Annotated in this window: 18 protein-coding genes; 9 read left to right on the top strand and 9 right to left on the bottom strand. The window is 70.4% G+C overall.

Annotation, left to right across the window (positions count from 1 at the left end; translation table 11 throughout):
- Positions 1-78 precede the first annotated feature (78 nt).
- From D9C15_RS16000 to D9C15_RS15990, 3 genes are read right to left on the bottom strand one after another with little or no spacing between them, the layout of a single operon-like run.
- Positions 79-498 carry a group II truncated hemoglobin gene (locus D9C15_RS16000; RefSeq protein WP_127999006.1) on the bottom strand — a complete coding sequence of 140 codons (420 nt, stop codon included), beginning with the start codon at positions 496-498 and terminating at the stop codon, positions 79-81.
- Positions 495-1277 (bottom strand): MinD/ParA family protein, encoded by a 783-nt coding sequence (locus D9C15_RS15995; RefSeq protein ID WP_127999004.1) that lies wholly within the window; start codon positions 1275-1277, stop codon positions 495-497. The genes D9C15_RS16000 and D9C15_RS15995 overlap by 4 nt, the downstream gene beginning before the upstream one ends.
- On the bottom strand, positions 1274-1999 hold the full coding sequence (locus tag D9C15_RS15990; RefSeq protein ID WP_240668430.1) for a GGDEF domain-containing protein: 726 nt from the start codon (positions 1997-1999) through the stop codon (positions 1274-1276). Before D9C15_RS15990 ends, D9C15_RS15995 begins: the two co-directional genes overlap by 4 nt.
- Before the next feature lie 182 nt (positions 2000-2181).
- Between D9C15_RS15990 and D9C15_RS15985 the strand changes: the two genes are divergently transcribed.
- Genes D9C15_RS15985 through D9C15_RS15975 form a run of 3 tightly spaced genes read left to right on the top strand, consistent with a single transcriptional unit; the run spans position 2182 to position 4853 of the window.
- The gene (locus tag D9C15_RS15985; protein ID WP_127999002.1) at positions 2182-3057 is read left to right on the top strand and encodes a CheR family methyltransferase; all 876 of its coding nucleotides are present in this window, start codon (positions 2182-2184) and stop codon (positions 3055-3057) included.
- Positions 3058-3098: 41 nt separating this feature from the next.
- Positions 3099-3749 (top strand): chemoreceptor glutamine deamidase CheD, encoded by a 651-nt coding sequence (cheD, locus tag D9C15_RS15980; RefSeq protein WP_127999000.1) that lies wholly within the window; start codon positions 3099-3101, stop codon positions 3747-3749.
- An 18-nt stretch (positions 3750-3767) separates the two neighbouring features.
- Positions 3768-4853 (top strand): protein-glutamate methylesterase/protein-glutamine glutaminase, encoded by a 1086-nt coding sequence (locus tag D9C15_RS15975; protein WP_127998998.1) that lies wholly within the window; start codon positions 3768-3770, stop codon positions 4851-4853.
- 16 nt (positions 4854-4869) lie between these two features.
- Here the strand turns inward: D9C15_RS15975 and D9C15_RS15970 are convergent, their stop codons facing one another.
- Positions 4870-5133, bottom strand: coding sequence for a hypothetical protein (locus tag D9C15_RS15970; RefSeq protein WP_127998996.1), 264 nt, complete (start codon positions 5131-5133; stop codon positions 4870-4872).
- A gap of 82 nt (positions 5134-5215) precedes the next feature.
- Between D9C15_RS15970 and D9C15_RS15965 the strand changes: the two genes are divergently transcribed.
- Positions 5216-6223, top strand: a complete 1008-nt coding sequence (locus D9C15_RS15965; protein ID WP_127998994.1) for a LysR substrate-binding domain-containing protein — start codon at positions 5216-5218, stop codon at positions 6221-6223.
- Here the strand turns inward: D9C15_RS15965 and hemW are convergent.
- The 5 genes from hemW to D9C15_RS15940 form a co-directional block, all read right to left on the bottom strand.
- The gene (gene hemW / locus D9C15_RS15960) at positions 6138-7364 is read right to left on the bottom strand and encodes a radical SAM family heme chaperone HemW (protein ID WP_127998992.1); all 1227 of its coding nucleotides are present in this window, start codon (positions 7362-7364) and stop codon (positions 6138-6140) included. The genes D9C15_RS15965 and hemW overlap by 86 nt on opposite strands.
- 1 nt (position 7365) lies before the next feature.
- Entirely contained in the window at positions 7366-7995 is a 630-nt protein-coding gene (locus D9C15_RS15955; protein ID WP_127998990.1) for a non-canonical purine NTP pyrophosphatase, read from the bottom strand.
- Between the two features lie 5 nt (positions 7996-8000).
- Positions 8001-8726 (bottom strand): ribonuclease PH, encoded by a 726-nt coding sequence (rph, locus tag D9C15_RS15950; protein WP_127998988.1) that lies wholly within the window; start codon positions 8724-8726, stop codon positions 8001-8003.
- A 117-nt stretch (positions 8727-8843) separates the two neighbouring features.
- Complete coding sequence (locus D9C15_RS15945; protein ID WP_112188234.1) at positions 8844-9761, bottom strand: PP2C family protein-serine/threonine phosphatase; 918 nt, start codon at positions 9759-9761, stop codon at positions 8844-8846.
- A gap of 9 nt (positions 9762-9770) precedes the next feature.
- A complete protein-coding gene (locus D9C15_RS15940) occupies positions 9771-10742 on the bottom strand; it encodes a serine/threonine protein kinase (RefSeq protein WP_112188232.1) in 972 nt (323 codons plus the stop codon).
- A gap of 29 nt (positions 10743-10771) precedes the next feature.
- Here D9C15_RS15940 and D9C15_RS15935 point away from each other — a divergent pair, with 29 nt between their 5' ends.
- The 5 genes from D9C15_RS15935 (at position 10772) to D9C15_RS15915 (ending at position 15050) form a co-directional block, all read left to right on the top strand.
- Complete coding sequence (locus tag D9C15_RS15935; protein ID WP_205854822.1) at positions 10772-11713, top strand: YicC/YloC family endoribonuclease; 942 nt, start codon at positions 10772-10774, stop codon at positions 11711-11713.
- 171 nt (positions 11714-11884) lie between these two features.
- Positions 11885-13141: a tyrosine-type recombinase/integrase gene (locus D9C15_RS15930; RefSeq protein ID WP_127998986.1), complete on the top strand. Its 1257-nt coding sequence runs from the start codon at positions 11885-11887 to the stop codon at positions 13139-13141.
- A 32-nt stretch (positions 13142-13173) separates the two neighbouring features.
- Positions 13174-13386 carry a ribbon-helix-helix domain-containing protein gene (locus D9C15_RS15925; protein WP_127998984.1) on the top strand — a complete coding sequence of 71 codons (213 nt, stop codon included), beginning with the start codon at positions 13174-13176 and terminating at the stop codon, positions 13384-13386.
- A 112-nt stretch (positions 13387-13498) separates the two neighbouring features.
- Entirely contained in the window at positions 13499-13783 is a 285-nt protein-coding gene (locus D9C15_RS15920; RefSeq protein WP_127998982.1) for a helix-turn-helix domain-containing protein, read from the top strand.
- Positions 13784-13793: 10 nt separating this feature from the next.
- Positions 13794-15050: a type II toxin-antitoxin system HipA family toxin gene (locus D9C15_RS15915; protein ID WP_127998980.1), complete on the top strand. Its 1257-nt coding sequence runs from the start codon at positions 13794-13796 to the stop codon at positions 15048-15050.
- Positions 15051-15056: the final 6 nt, after the last annotated feature.

The raw sequence follows: 15056 nt of genomic DNA, 5'->3' as shown, positions 1-15056 counted from the left end.
CTGCCTGTCCCACGGAATCACCGCTGCCGCCCCGGACATGCCGATACCCCCTGCAAGGGGGTGGCGGGCCGTCGCGATTCAGCCCAGCCGCTGCACCGCGCGCGGCTGGTTGACCATCCAGTCGGCGGTGTTGAAGAAGGCCTCGTGCAGCCGCGCGGCCAGGGTCTCGTCGATGCCCTGCTCGCGCATCGCCTGGGCCATGCAGGCCAGCCACTGGTCGCGCTCGCGCAGGCCGATGGCGAACGGCAGGTGGCGCGCCCGCAGGCGCGGGTGGCCGAAGCGCTCGACGTAGTGCTGCGGCCCGCCCAGCCAGCCGCACAGGAACCAGAACAGCTTGTCGCGCGCGTGGTCGAGCGCCGGCCCGTGCACCGCGCGCAGCTCGCGGTAGGCGCTCTCCAGGTCCATCAGGTCGTAGAAGCGGTCCACCAGCGCGCGCACGGCCGCCTCGCCGCCGACCAGATCGAAGGCGGTGGCCTGGGTGTTGGCGGAATCGCTCATGTGCGCAGTTTCTCGGCGATGGCACCGATGCCCTGGGCGGCCGGGCAGCCCGGCATGGCCTCGAGCATCAGGCGGCGCTTCTGCACCGCTTCGCGCACGGCCGGGTCGCTCGCGATCTCGCCGAGCAGCTCGAGCTTGATGCCCGCCGTCGTGTCCTGCATCTGCGGCGCGACGAAGCGGTCGACCACCTGCTGCAGCTGGCCGCGGATCACGCGCCCCTCGCCGCTGCGCGAGACCTGATTGACCACCAGCTTGACGGCGTGGCGCTGCTGTTGCGTGGCCAGCACCTTGATGGTGGCGTAGGCGTCGGTCAGCGAGGTCGGCTCGGGGGTGGCGACCACCAGCACCTCGTCGGCCAGCGAGATGGCGTACAGCACCACGTCGGAGATGCCGGCACCGGTGTCCAGCAGGATGCGGTCGAAGCGCGGCGCGACCTGCTCGATCACCTCGAGCAGCTTGTCGCGCACCTCCGGCGTCAGGCGCGAGTACTCCACCAGGCCGGAGCCGGCCAGCAGCACCGAGAAGCCCCCGGGCGCCGGCAGGATGGCCTCGTCCAGCGGGGTCTTGCCGGTGAACACGTCGTGCAGCGTGATCTTCGGGAACAGGTTCAGCACCACGTCGAGGTTGGCCAGGCCGAGGTCGGCGTCGAGCACCAGCACGCGCTCGCCGCGCTGCGCCAGCGCCGCCGCCAGGTTGGCCGACACGAAGGTCTTGCCGACACCGCCCTTGCCGCTGGTGACGGCCAGGATGCGTCCGCGCCCTTGCCTAGGAGTGCTCATTCGTCGAAATCCTGGAACTGGGAGGTGCCGAACAGCATGCCCTTCTCCTCGGCACTGACGAGCGAGACGGGCGGCTGCTCCAGGCAGGCGCGGTTGCGCCCCTCGGCCTTGGCGCGGTAGAGCTGCTGGTCGGCGCGCTCGATCCACAGCGGCGCCGACGAGCGCACCCATTGGGGCGCGAAGGCGCCGCCGATGCTGACGCTGACGCTGATCTCCTGCCCGGTGGGCAGCGCGATCGGGCGGCCCAGCACCTTCATCCGCACGCGCTCGGCCACCGCGTGGCCGAAGGCCGGCGGGCAGTTCGGCAGGATCATCGCGAACTCCTCGCCGCCGAAACGCGCCACGGTGTCCATCGGCCGGATGCAGTCGGCGAGCACGCGCCCGATGGCCTTGAGCACCTGGTCGCCGGCCGGGTGGCCGTGCGTGTCGTTGACCTTCTTGAAGTGGTCGATGTCGATCAGCAGCATCAGCGCCGGCTCGCCGGCACGTGCCACGCGGTCGATCTCGCGCGCCAGTGCCAGCTCGAACTGGCGGCGGTTGGACAGCCCGGTCAGCGCATCGCGGCTGGAGAGCTCGCACAGGCCGTCGATCAGGGCCTGCAGCCAGGCGGCCTGGCCGATCTCGGCCGGCTCGGGCAGCACGCGGCCGGACTGTTGCAGCAGCTGCAGCGCGGTGGCCAGCTGGAGCTTGCGCGGATCGGCGGGGGACGGGGGTACTGCCAAGGCGTTGCGGCGGGTGTGGCGGCCAGTCTAGCAGCGCCACCCCGGGGGGCATGCAACGGTTTGCGCTGGCGCAAGCGGCCAATTCGGCGTATCCGCGCCGCCTCAAGACCGCTGCGCCGCGGCCGAAAACACCGTCGACCCGGTGCCGCTCGTGCACCGGCAACCGCCCGCCCGGAGACCGCATGAGTGCCCTGTCCGCCACCGAGTTCGCCCGCGTCGCCGCCGCCGCGGCGTCCGACCGCGCCGAGCAGGAATTCGCCTTCGGCAGCGCCGACTTCGAGCGCGTGCGCAGCCTGATCTACGAACGTGCCGGCATCAGCCTGCACGCGGGCAAGCAGGCGATGGTCTACAGCCGGCTGTCGCGCCGCCTGCGCGAGACCGGCCACCGTTCCTTCGGCGCCTACCTGCAGTGGCTGGAGACGGCGCGCGGCGTCGAGGGCGAGCGCGAATGGCAGGAGTTCGTGAACTGCCTCACGACCAACCTGACCGCCTTCTTTCGTGAAGAACACCACTTCACCGCACTGGCCGAGGACCTGAAGGCGCGCGGCACCGGCAGCCCGCGCATCTGGTGCAACGCCGCCTCCACCGGCGAGGAGCCCTACTCGATCGCGATGACCGTGGTCGAGACGCTCGGCGCCCAGTGCAACGCGCGCATCCTGGCCAGCGACATCGACACCAAGGTGCTGGCCACGGCCAGCCGCGGCGTCTACCCGGCCGACTCGCGCGGCCTCTCGCCCGAGCGGCTGCGCCGGCACTGCCTGCGCGGCACCGGCGCCAACGCCGGCACGCTGCGCATCCGCCCCGAGCTGGCCCGGCTGATCGAGTTCCGCGTGCACAACCTGATGGCGCCGCAGTGGTCGCTCGGCGAGCCGTTCGACTTCGTGTTCTGCCGCAACGTGATGATCTACTTCGACGCGCCGACGCAGCGCAAGGTGCTCGAGCGCATCCACGCGGTGCTCAAGCCGCGCGGACTGCTGTACGTCGGCCACTCGGAGAACTTCACCGACTCGCGTGACCTGTTCCGGCTGCGCGGCAAGACCATCTACGAACGTGTCTGAGGCACGCTCACAAATCCGCCGCGCACGCCGATAACCGCCCCATGAACACCCTCGTCGCTCCAGCGCCGGTTGCCGGCGTGCGCCTCGCCCGCCTGAAGGCGCAGCCGCGCAAGCCCGGCGAAGCGTCCTTCTTCTTCTACGACGCGCACTTCAAGAACGACGCGGTCAAGATCCTGCCCGGCGAGTACTTCGTGCACGACGAGGACATCCTCATCATGACCACGCTGGGTTCGTGCATCGCCGCCTGCCTGTGGGACCGGCATGCCCGCATCGGCGGCATGAACCACTTCATGCTGCCCGAGGGCGGGGACGGCAACACCAGCGGGCGCTACGGCTCGTACGCGATGGAGCTGCTGATCAACGAGCTGATGAAGCGCGGCGCCTCGCGCGGCTCGCTGGAGGCCAAGGTGTTCGGCGGCGGCGCGGTGATCGCGGGCATGAACACCATCAACGTCGGCGAGCGCAACACCAACTTCGTGATGGACTACCTGCGCACCGAGCGCATCCCGGTGCTCTCGAAGGACGTGATGGACGTCTACCCGCGCAAGGTGTGCTTCCTGCCCGCTTCGGGCAAGGCGATGGTCAAGCGGCTGGCGCCGAGCAACCCCGAGGTCATCGTCGCGCAGGAGCGCGCGGCCGCCCAGAAGGCCGTGCCGCCGGCCAGCGGTGCGGGCTCGGTGGACCTGTTCTGAGCGGCTCGGGAGTTGCAGATGGCCAAGACACGTGTCGTGGTGGTGGACGATTCGGCGCTGGTGCGCAGCCTGCTCGCCGAGATCATCAACCGGCAGCCGGACATGGAGTGCGTCGGCGCCGCCGCCGACCCGCTGATCGCGCGCGAGATGATCCGCAGCACCAACCCGGACGTCATCACGCTCGACGTCGAGATGCCGCGCATGGACGGCATCGACTTCCTCGGCAAGCTGATGCGCCTGCGCCCGACGCCGGTGGTGATGGTCTCGACGCTGACCGAACGCGGCGCCGACGTCACGCTGCGCGCGCTCGAGCTCGGCGCGGTGGACTTCGTCGCCAAGCCCAAGATCGGCGTCTCCGACGGGCTGCGCAAGCTGGCCGAGGAGATCACCGACAAGGTGCGCATCGCAGCCAAGGCGCACCTGCGCCGCGCCCCGATGGCGGTCGCCGCGGCGGCGAGCACCGAGGCTCCGGCGCGCCCGACGCCGGCGGCCATCGGTCGGCTGTCGACCGAGAAGGTGATCTTCATCGGCGCCTCCACCGGCGGCACCGAAGCCACCAAGGAAGTGCTGATGCACCTGCCGCCGGACTGCCCCGCGGTGGTGATCACGCAGCACATGCCGCCCGGCTTCACCCGGAGCTACGCGGCGCGCCTGGACGGGCTGTGCCGCATCCGCGTCGCCGAGGCACGCGACGGCGAGCGCGTCCTGCCCGGCCATGCCTACATCGCCCCCGGCGGCCACCACCTGAGCGTGGAACGCAGCGGCGCCAACTACATCGCGCGGGTGCAGGTCGGCGAGCCGGTCAACCGGCACATGCCCTCGGTCGAGGTGCTGTTCCAGTCGGCCGCGCGCGTGGTCGGACCCAACGCGCTGGGCATCATGCTGACCGGCATGGGCGCCGACGGCGCCCGGGCCATGCGCGAGATGCGCGACGCCGGCAGCTACAACCTGGTGCAGGACGAAGCCAGCTGCGTGGTGTTCGGCATGCCGCGCGAGGCCATCGCGCACGGCGCGGCGCACGAGGTGCTGCCGCTGACGCAGATTGCCGGCCGGCTGATCGAGCGCCTGCGCAGCACGGCCGGCCTGTCGCTGAACCGGGTCTGAGCCAGCCTGCCGCGGCTCACCAGTAGCGCGGCGACGCCGGGTCGGCACGCACGCGCTGCAGTTCGCGGTCGAAGCGGGCCTGCTCGCGGTGGTGGCGGGCCTCCTCGATCAGCCACTGCGGCGCGCCGATGTCGCGCAGGGTGCTCTCGTCCATCTCGCGCGCCGCGGCGATCTCGCGCCGCAGCGCGCGTTCCTCGCGCCAGCGCGCCAGGGCGGAGAGCAGGGAATCGGCGGCACGTTGCCACCAGGGGCGATGCAGGCTCAGGATGGGGCTGTTCATGGTGTCCTCACTCGAATGCTGGTAAGCATAGGAGCCCAGCGCTCGCGGCGGAATCGAATTGTTCAGGCCAGATTGGTAAGCTATGCTGCACAGCATGGCCCGCCTGCCGCTGCACACGCTGCCCACCTTCCGGACCGTCGCGCGCCTGGCCAACCTGCGCGCAGCGGCCGAGGAACTGCACCTGACGCACAGCGCCGTCAGCCAGCAGATCCGCCTGCTGGAGGAGCAGATCGGCTTCGCGCTGTTCGACCGGCGCGGCCGGCGCATCGTGCTCAACGCCGCCGGGGCGGCGCTGCTGCGCTCGGTGGAGCCCGCGCTCGAACAGATCGACGACGGCCTGCGCGCCGCGGCCGCCGCCGCCGCGGTCGGCGAGCACACGTTGCGCGTGACCGTGCTGCCCTCGTTCGCGCAGCGCTGGTGGCTGCCGCGCATGGCCTCGTGGCGCGAGCGGCATCCGGACATCGGCATCGAGCTGCACACCTCGCAGCAGCTGGTGGACCTGCAGCGCGACGGTTTCCATGCCGCCGTGCGCACCGGCCCCGGACCCTGGCGCGGGCTGGAATGCGAACGACTCTTCGAGATGCCGCTGATCGCGCTCGGCTCGCCGAACGCCGCGCGCCGCCTGCTCGGGCAGCCGGCACGGGCCTTCGCCGACGAGCCGCTGCTGGGCGACGCCCCGACCTGGGAGCGCTGGTTCGCGCTGGCCGGCGAGCGCATCAAGGTGCGGCCGGTGGCCGAGTTCAACGACGCCGGCATGCTGCTGCAGGCCGCCGAGCAGGACCTCGGCATCGCGCTGGCGCGCGCCGTGTTCGCCGCCGACGCGCTGCGCGAGGGTCGGCTCTACCGGCTTTCGCCGATCGAGGTGAACTACGAAAACGCCTATGCCTACTGGTTGTGCTGGCCGCCGGCGCTGGGTGACTGGCCGCCGCTGCGCGCGCTGCGGCGCTGGCTGGTCGACGAGTTGCAGCGCTCGCTGAGCGCGCTGAACGCCGCGCCGGCGCTGCTCAGTCCGCCAGGAACAGCGCCTGCAGGTCCGACAGGAAGTCGAAGCCGCGCGGCGTCGGCACCACGCGCGAAGCGTCGCGCGTGAGCAGGCCGCGGCGCTGCGCGTCGGCCAGCGCCGGCTCGATGGCCGACAACGGCAGCCCGGTGCGCTCGCGGAAGCGCTCGAGCATGAAGCCCTCGCGCAGGCGCAGCGCGTTGAGCATGAACTCGAAGGGCAGCGCGCGGCGCACCACCTCCTCGTCGTTGGAGATCGCGGCGCCGGCCAGTGCCCGCGCCATCCAGGTCTGCGGCTCGCGCCAGCGCACCTGGCGCACGATGCGGTGCGGAAAGCTGAGCTTGGAATGCGCACCGGCGCCGATGCCGAGGTAGTCGCCGAACTCCCAGTAGTTCAGGTTGTGCACGCAGCGGTGGCCCGGCCGCGCGAAGGCCGAGACCTCGTAGCGTTCCAGCCCGGCGGCGGCGGTGCGTTCGGCGATCGCGTCGAGCATCGCGGCGGCCAGGTCGTCGTCCGGCAGCTGCGCCGGCGGTCGGCTGGCGAACACCGTGTTCGGCTCGATCGTCAGGTGGTAGATCGACAGATGCGGCGGCGCGAAGCCGAGCGCCGTGTCGAGCTCGCGCTGCAGCTCGGCCAGCGTCTGGCCGGGCAGCGCGTACATCAGGTCGAGGTTGAAGGTCTCGAAGTGCTGCGCCGCTTCGGCCACCGCCGCGCGTGCCTGTGCCGCGTCGTGCACGCGGCCGAGCGCGGCCAGCTTGGTGTCGTCGAAGCTCTGCACGCCGATCGACAGGCGCGTGACGCCGGCCGCGCGGAAGGCGCGGAAACGGTCGCGCTCGAAGGTGCCGGGGTTGGCCTCGAGCGTGATCTCCGCGCCCGGCTCGAGCGGCAGGCGGGCACGCACATCGCCGATCAGCCGCGCGATGCCCTCGGGCGAGAACAGGCTGGGCGTGCCGCCGCCGATGAAGACGCTGACGACGCGCCGGCCCCAGACGAAGGGCAGCGCGGCCTCGAGGTCGGCGTTCAGCGCGTCGAGGTATCGCGCTTCCGGGAGCTCGCCCTGGCGCTCGTGCGAATTGAAGTCGCAGTACGGGCACTTGCGCAGGCACCAGGGCAGGTGCACGTACAGCGCCAGGGGCGGCAGCGCGCCGAGTTGCAGCGTGCCGGGGCGGGTGTAGCGCGCGAGGCGCTGCTCGGTGGTTTCGGCCGGCGGGTCGTCCGGCCGGATGGACATCTCAGCCAAGGTGCCAGGCGTCGCGCATGAGGTTGAGCATCTGCGCCGCTGCCAGCGCGCGGTGGCTGTGCGCGTTCTTCGTCGCCGCATCCAGCTCGGCCACGCTGCGGCCGAGCGCGGGGATGAACATCAGCGGGTCGTAGCCGAAGCCGCCGCTGCCGCTGCGTTGCGCGAGGATCACGCCAGGCCAGCGGCCGACGGCCACCAGCGGCTCGGGGTCATCCGCCGAACGCAGTGCCACGAGCGTGCTGACGAAACGTGCGCGCCGGTCGGCGTGGCCCTGCAGGCGCTGCAGCAGCAGTGCGTTGTTCGCCTCGTCCTGCACGCGGCGCTGCGCCTCGCGCTCACCGGCCGGCAAGGCCAGCGCGGCGAAATGCGCCGAGACCACGCCTGGCGCACCGCCGAGCGCGTCGACGCACAGGCCGGAGTCGTCGGCGATCGCCGCGCCGCCGGCGAGCCGCGCCGCGTGGCGCGCCTTGGCCAGCGCGTTCTCGAGGAAGGTGGCATGCGGCTCCTCGGCCTCGGGCACGCCGAGGCTGCCCTGCGCGACGATCTCCAGCGGCAGCGCCGCGAACAGCGCCTGCAGCTCGGCGAGCTTCTTGGCGTTGTTCGACGCCAGCACCAGGCGCATTGCCGTCACACTCCGAGCGCGCGCTTCTGCGCCGCAATCAGCTGCCGGATGCCCTGGTCGGCCAGCCCGAGCAGCCGGTCCATCTCGGCGCGCGTGAAGGCTGCGCCCTCGGCCGTGCCCTGCACCTCGACGAAGCCGCCGGCGCCGGTCATCACCACGTTCATGTCGGTGTCGCAGGCCGAGTCCTCCACGTACTCCAGGTCCAGCAGCGGCGTGCCCTCGACGATGCCCACCGACACCGCGGCGACGAAGTCGCGAATCGGCGACTCGCTGATGCGCCCCTGCTCGAGCAGCCAGCTCACCGCGTCGTGCGCGGCGACGAAGGCGCCGGTGATGGCCGCGGTGCGGGTGCCGCCGTCGGCCTGGATCACGTCGCAGTCGAGCGCGATGCTGCGCTCGCCGAGCCGGGCCAGGTCGAACACGCAGCGCAGGCTGCGGCCGATCAGGCGCTGGATCTCCTGCGTGCGCCCGCTCTGCTTGCCGCGCGCGGCCTCGCGGTCGCTGCGGGTGTGGGTCGAGCGCGGCAGCATGCCGTATTCGGCCGTGACCCAGCCCTCGCCGCTGCCGCGCTTGTGCGGCGGCACCTTCTCGTCGACGGAGGCGGTGCACAGCACCTTGGTGTCGCCGAACTCGACCAGCACCGAGCCCTCGGCATGGCGGGTGTAGCGGCGCGTGATCGTGACGGGGCGCAGCGCGTCGGCGGCGCGGTCGTGGGGGCGTTGGTAGGTCATGCCCGTATTGTCCACGGGCTGGCGACACGCCGTCGGCGGGCCCGAGCGCCGGGCCGCCCCAAGCCGGGCCCGCGCCCCCGCGGGGGGCAGCTCGCCGGACCCGGCGGGCGGGGGCTGTCAGTTCCTCTTTTGCTGAGAGGAGCGGCGGATCGCCTCGTTGATCTCGCGGATCGAGCGTTCGATCTCGGCATCGTCCAGCTCGTCGGGCGCATCGGTGCCCATCACGCTGGCCTGGATGGTGGAGGCGAACACCTCCTCGCCGAGCGACTGGGTCGAGATGCCCATCGAGCTGTCGCTGTCCTCGGCGGCTTCCCACTCGACGGCCAGCACCGAGACGTTGTCGCACTTCGGGCCGCCGTTGCGCAGCGCCTGCTCGACCAGCTCGGGCACCGCGTCGGAGATCGCGTTGCGGCTGAGCTGGTCGACGATCACCTCGTCCTCCACCGTGCCCCACAGGCCGTCGGAGCACAGCAACAGGCGGTCGCCGGATTGCATCAGCAGCGGGCCGACGGTGTCGACCACCGGCTTGCCCGGGCTGCCCAGGCAGGTGAACAGCACGTTGCGGTTGAAGCGCTCGCCCATCGGGACGATCTGGCTCATCGTCTCCTGCAGCTCGGAGTAGGAATGGTCGCGCGTGCGGGCGATCAGCTTGTCGCCGCGCACCATGTAGAGCCGCGAATCGCCGCAATGCGCCCAGTAGGCCGAGTTGCCCTGCAGCAGGCAGGCGACGACCGTGGTGCGCGGCGTGTCGATCAGTGCCTTCTGCGTGGCATAACGCAGCAGCTGATGGTGGCCGGCGATGATCGCCTCGTGCAGGAAGCGCAGCGGGTCGGGCAGCGTCGGCTTGCTGTCGCGCTGGAACATCGCGGCCAGCGTCTGCAGCGCGAGCTGCGAGGCGACCTCGCCTTCCGGGTGCCCGCCCATTCCATCGGCCAGCGCGAACAGGCCGGAGTCGCGGGTGTAGCAATAGCCCATCCGGTCTTCGTTCTTCTCGCGGCCGCCCTTGCGGCTGACCTGGTAAACGGAAAAGCGCATGCTGCTGCCCTACGCCTTCGCGCCGGTGGTGAGGTTCTCGATCTGCAGCTTCAGGCGTTCGCTGAAGCTCAGCTTCGTGTAGCGGCGCTCGGTCTCGCGCGCCAGCTCCTTCTGCAGCGCGAACACGCTCTGCGGGCGCGACAGCGGGTCGAGCGACATGCACCACTCCGTGACCTCGATCAGGTTGTCGGAGTAGATGTTGCGCAGGCGCGAGAGGCTGAGCGCGAGCCGGTCCTTCTCGATGCGCTGCGGCGCGTCGTTGGGCGGGTAGCCCTGCATGCAGGCGTAGATGCAGGCACCGATCGCGTAGATGTCGGTCCAGGGGCCGAGCGTGCCGTCGCGGCGGTACATCTCGGGCGCCGCGAAGCCCGGCGTGTACATCGGGCGGATGAAGTTGCCTTCCTTGCTCAGCACCTCGCGCGCCGCGCCGAAGTCCAGCAGCACCGCCTTGTTGTCGTTGGTGATGAAGATGTTGGCCGGCTTGATGTCCAGGTGCAGCATCTTGTGCTGGTGCACGATGCGCAGCCCGCGCAGGATCTCGTCGAACAGCGAGCGGATCGTGCTCTCGCGGAACACCTTGTCGCGCTTCAGGTCGCGCGCGGTGACGATGAAGTCCTGCAGCGTATCGCCCTGCAGGTAGTTCATCACCATGTAGACGGTCTCGTTCTCGCGGAAGAAGTTCAGCACCGAGACCACGCTCGGGTGGCTGATCTGCGCGAGCGAGCGGCCTTCCTCGAAGAAGCTCTTCAAGCCGAGGCGGTACAGCGGCTGCTTCTCCGGCTTGACGCGCGGCGTCAGCTCGCCCGGCGCGCGCTCGGCCAGCGAGGACGGCAGGTATTCCTTGAGCGCCACCAGATGGCGCTCCGAATCCTCGGCCAGATAGACCACGCCGAAGCCGCCGGCGGCCAGTTTCTTGATGACCTGATAGCCCCCCACGACCGTGCCGGAGGGCAAGGGCGCGGGCTTCGGCTTGGACGACATAATGGGCTTTTGTCGAGGGGACAGGTCCGATGGCAGTCTACAGCATGACCGGCTACGCCAATGCCGTCGCGGGGGCCGCCGCCACGGGCGAAGAAGCCGGAAATGCGGAAAGCGGCACGCCTCGCGCGGGCGCACCGGGGCCCGGCCTGACGGTCGAGTTGCGCTCCGTGAATGGGCGCTTCCTCGACCTCTCGTTCCGCGTTCCGGACGAGTACCGCGCGCTCGAGCCGGCGCTGCGTGAATTGATCACGGCCCAGGTGCGGCGCGGCAAGGTGGAACTGCGCATCGCCGGCCGCGCCGACGCCGACGCCGCCTGGCCGCAGCCCCAGCCCGAGCAGATGAACCGGCTGTCGCGCCTGGAAGGCACGGTACTCGGCTGGCTGCCGAAGGCGCGGCCGCTGTCGGTGCACGAGGTGCTGCAGTGGTGCAAGGGCAGCAGCGTGGCCGAGCGCGCCGACGAGGCGCTGCTCGAGGCCGCACGCCGCGCGGTGGCCGGCCTGCTGGAGGCGCGCGCGCGCGAGGGCGAGCGGCTCGTCGCGGTGCTGCGCGAACGCGTGGCGCGCCTGCGCGAGCTCGCCGACCAGGCCGAGCCGCTGGTGCCGGCCGTGGTGCAGCGCCAGCAGGCACGTTTCCTGGAGCGCTGGCAGGCCGCGCTGGAGACCAGCGGCGCCGACCAGAGCGTGCCGCGCGAGGCGCTTCAGGAACGCGCGATCAACGAGGCCGCCGCCTTCGCGATCCGCATCGACGTGGCCGAGGAACTGGCACGCCTGCGATCGCACCTCGACGAGGTCGAGCGCCTTCTCGCCAAGGGCGGCGAACTCGGCAAGCGGCTCGACTTCCTGGTTCAGGAACTGCTGCGCGAGGCCAACACCCTGGGCTCCAAGGCCGCGTCGATCGAGCTGACCAACATCTCGGTGGAGATGAAGGTGGCGATCGAGCAGCTGCGCGAGCAGGTGCAGAACATCGAGTGAGGTTTCACGGGGTCTCTTGACACCCCCAAGCAGCCGGAAAGTCCAGCGTTTGCGCGGGCTTGGCGTTTCAGGAGGTTGAACAGCGGCCCACCCCATCCCAGAATTTCATGTACCCGAGCGTGTACCCGGAACGGTCCGGGGCCCTTTCCGGGTACACACGCGGGGTGGACGATGGGCAAGCTGACCGACGTCGCGATCCGGGCCTGGATCAAGGCCGGTGAACGCTTCGAGGGGCGCACCGATGGCGACGGGCTGGTGCTGACATGGCGACCCGATCGCACGACACCGCACTGGCGGCTGCGCTACCGCTTTGCCGGCAAGTCGCGCGTGATGAACCTGGGCAGCTACACCGACCTGCCCCTCGCAGCAGCCCGCCAGTCAGCCAAGGAACTCCGCGCCAAGATCGCCCTCGGCCACGACGTGGCCGGTGAGAAGCAGGAGCGCAAGTCCACGGCCCTGGCCCGCATCGAGGCCGCGCGCAGCGTCACCACCGTCGGCCAGCTCGCCGACGAGTACTTCGAGCGCATGATCAACGGGCGCTGGAAGCACCCGAACATCGTGCGCAGCCGCATCGAGAAGGACATCAAGCCGCACCTGGGCAAGTTGGCGCTCGATGCGGTGGAGCCGAAGCACATCGACGCGATGCTGCGCGTCGTCGTCAAGCGCGGCGCGCCGACCATCGCCAACGACGTGCTGCGCTGGGTGCGGCGCATGTTCGACTACGCCATCAAGCGCCACCTGGTGCGCTTCAACCCGGCGGCGGCATTCGACCTGGCGGATGCCGGCGGCAAGGAAGTCGCCCGCGAGCGGGCGCTGTCACGCGACGAGCTGGTGACGCTGTTCGAGGCGATGCGCCAGGCCAAGGGCTTCAGCGTGCAGAACGAGCTGACCGTGAAGCTGCTGTTGCTGCTGGCCGTGCGCAAGGGCGAGCTGATCGCCGCCCGCTGGGACGAGTTCGAGCTGGAGGCCGACCCGCCGGTGTGGCACCTGCCCGGCATGCGCACCAAGACCGGCCAGCCGCTGGACATCCCGCTGCCGTCCATGGCGGTGGAGTGGCTGCAGAAGCTGAAGGAGCTGGCCTGCAACGCCGAGCACGTGCTGCCGGCGCGCAAGCTGCAGAGCCGCATGGTGCCGCACGTCTGCGAGTCGACGCTGGGCGTGGCGATGGGGAAGGTGAAGCACGGCCTGCCCCACTTTACGGTGCACGACTTCCGCCGCACCGCCCGCACACACCTGGCCGCTCTCGGCGTGGAGCCGCACGTGGCCGAACGCTGCCTGAACCACAAGCTCAAAGGCGTGGAAGGTGTCTACAACCGGCACGACTACTTCGAGGAGCGGCGGCGGGCGCTCGAAGCGTGGGGACAGTTGCTACTGAAGCTGGAGCGCGGTGACGCGACGGCCAAGACCGGCAAGGCCAAGGCAGCTTGACACCCGGCGCACCCGACTTCGATGATGCCGCCATGAGCCTGCACAGGATCAAGCTCACGTTGCCGACGGACCTCCGCGAGTACGTCGCCCGTCGCGTGGCGCAGGGCGGCTACGTCAATGCAGGCGAGTACATGCGCCAGCTGATTCGCAGCGATGCCACGGATCAGCAAGACCGTCGGCTGGGTAACAGGTTGGCGGCCGATGAGACAAGGCGCGGCGGCACGCCGGCCGGCGACTCGCGCTGAGACGCCGACTGTTCATCGCAGGCGGGATTCTGATTACCGATCAGTCACTTTCCGCTTGACCTCCAGCGGGTCGGCACCGAAAATGACCGAAAGGTAACTTCAAGCGCCTGCCATGCCGCCGTCGGCCCAAGACTTACCGCTCGGTCACTCCGCCGGCTCGGAGACGCCGATCCGCTCCTCCGTGGAGTTGGGCGCCGTGATCCGTGAGCAGCGCAAGCGGCTGGCGCTGAAGCAGCTCGACCTGGCGGGCCTCGGCAACACCGGCAATCGCTTCATCGTGGACCTGGAGAACGGTAAGCCGACCGTGCAGTTGCAGAAGGTGCTGGACCTGATGGACCTACTGGGCCTGGAGGTGGTGGTGCGCACCAAATCCTCTCGTTCGACCTCCTCGCTGTGAGGCGCCGGTGATGCAGCCACGGCCCGACCGGCTGGATGTCTACTACGGCAGCGACTTGGTCGGTGCCGTGCACGACAGCGCGCCGCTGGCCTTCGAGTACGCATCGACGTGGCTGGATGGCGCCCAGCGGATGTCGCTGGCCGCCATCGCTCTTCAGCCCGGCCGGCAAGCCTCGCCCGAGGTGCAGGCCTTCTTCGAGAACCTGCTGCCCGAGGGCGAACTACGCGACTACCTGGCCGCGCAGCGTAAGGCATCCACCCTCTTCTCGCTGCTGCTCGAAGTGGCGGGCGACACCGCGGGTGCCTTCGTGCTGGTCGCACCTGGGCAGACGCCCGAGCCGCCGCGCTACGAAGCCACAACCTGGGAAGCCATCGCCGCGATCCTGGCCAAGCAGTCGGCTTCTGCCATCGACATCCACGAGCAAGGCGCCCGCATCTCGCTGGCCGGGGCGCAGGACAAGACCAGCCTGGCGATCTTCGACGACGGCGTGCCGCAGCTACCCAAGGGCACCTCGCCGTCCACGCACATCCTCAAGCCCAACATCCGCCGCCTGGCCAAGGTCTGGCACTCGGCCGCCAATGAGGCCATCGTGATGCGCGCCGCGGCGCTGGCCGGCCTGCCGACAGCCGAGGTCTTCTACGAACCGCACACCGAAGCCTGCGTCGTGCGCCGCTTCGACCGTCAGCTTCGCCCCGACGGCACGCTGGCCCGGCTGGTGCAGTACGACCTGTGCCAGCTGGCAGGCACGGTGTCGGATCGCAAGTACGAGAAGGAAGGCGGCCCAGGCCTCGCCGCCTGCGCCGAACTGATCCGTCGCTACAGCGCGCAGCCCGCCGTCGACCTGCGCCACCTGGTGCGCTGGGTGTTCTTCAACCTGTACGTCGGCAACAACGACAGCCACGCCAAGAACCTGTCGATCTACAGCGTGCCCGGCCAGGGCGTGACGCTGACGCCGTTCTACGACCTGATGTGCACGCGGCTGTACCCGGGCCTGTCGCCCGAGTTCGCCTTTGCGGTCGGCGGCGAGGTCAGGCCGGGCGAGATGGGCGCCGAGCACTTGGCGCTGATGGCCAGGCAGCTGGGCATGCAACCGCGCTTCCTGACTCTGCAGGCACAGGACATGGCCGACCGCGTGCCGACGGCCATCGACCAGGCCGTGCACGAGATCGCCCCCGCGCTGACGCCATCGGCACGCACGCTGGCCGAGCGGCTCGGGCGCTTCGTGTCGTCCACCACAAAGAAGCTGGCAGCGCGCCTGACCGCGTGACGGCAG

The sequence above is a fragment of the Piscinibacter defluvii genome (assembly GCF_004011805.1).
In the GTDB taxonomy this organism is placed as follows: domain Bacteria; phylum Pseudomonadota; class Gammaproteobacteria; order Burkholderiales; family Burkholderiaceae_C; genus Piscinibacter; species Piscinibacter defluvii.
This window is presented reverse-complemented; position numbering and strand designations above follow the sequence as displayed.

Coding starts and splice junctions, on each gene's coding strand:
- hemW (WP_127998992.1), bottom strand. CDS start 7,364: ATGTCCATCCGGCCGGACGACCCGCCGGCCGAAACCACCGAGCAGCGC.
- D9C15_RS15930 (WP_127998986.1), top strand. CDS start 11,885: ATGGGCAAGCTGACCGACGTCGCGATCCGGGCCTGGATCAAGGCCGGT.
- D9C15_RS15995 (WP_127999004.1), bottom strand. CDS start 1,277: ATGAGCACTCCTAGGCAAGGGCGCGGACGCATCCTGGCCGTCACCAGC.
- rph (WP_127998988.1), bottom strand. CDS start 8,726: ATGACCTACCAACGCCCCCACGACCGCGCCGCCGACGCGCTGCGCCCC.
- D9C15_RS15970 (WP_127998996.1), bottom strand. CDS start 5,133: ATGAACAGCCCCATCCTGAGCCTGCATCGCCCCTGGTGGCAACGTGCC.
- D9C15_RS16000 (WP_127999006.1), bottom strand. CDS start 498: ATGAGCGATTCCGCCAACACCCAGGCCACCGCCTTCGATCTGGTCGGC.
- D9C15_RS15935 (WP_205854822.1), top strand. CDS start 10,772: ATGGCAGTCTACAGCATGACCGGCTACGCCAATGCCGTCGCGGGGGCC.
- D9C15_RS15925 (WP_127998984.1), top strand. CDS start 13,174: ATGAGCCTGCACAGGATCAAGCTCACGTTGCCGACGGACCTCCGCGAG.
- D9C15_RS15945 (WP_112188234.1), bottom strand. CDS start 9,761: ATGCGCTTTTCCGTTTACCAGGTCAGCCGCAAGGGCGGCCGCGAGAAG.
- D9C15_RS15975 (WP_127998998.1), top strand. CDS start 3,768: ATGGCCAAGACACGTGTCGTGGTGGTGGACGATTCGGCGCTGGTGCGC.
- D9C15_RS15985 (WP_127999002.1), top strand. CDS start 2,182: ATGAGTGCCCTGTCCGCCACCGAGTTCGCCCGCGTCGCCGCCGCCGCG.
- D9C15_RS15915 (WP_127998980.1), top strand. CDS start 13,794: ATGCAGCCACGGCCCGACCGGCTGGATGTCTACTACGGCAGCGACTTG.
- D9C15_RS15955 (WP_127998990.1), bottom strand. CDS start 7,995: ATGCGCCTGGTGCTGGCGTCGAACAACGCCAAGAAGCTCGCCGAGCTG.
- D9C15_RS15920 (WP_127998982.1), top strand. CDS start 13,499: ATGCCGCCGTCGGCCCAAGACTTACCGCTCGGTCACTCCGCCGGCTCG.
- D9C15_RS15940 (WP_112188232.1), bottom strand. CDS start 10,742: ATGTCGTCCAAGCCGAAGCCCGCGCCCTTGCCCTCCGGCACGGTCGTG.
- cheD (WP_127999000.1), top strand. CDS start 3,099: ATGAACACCCTCGTCGCTCCAGCGCCGGTTGCCGGCGTGCGCCTCGCC.
- D9C15_RS15965 (WP_127998994.1), top strand. CDS start 5,216: ATGCTGCACAGCATGGCCCGCCTGCCGCTGCACACGCTGCCCACCTTC.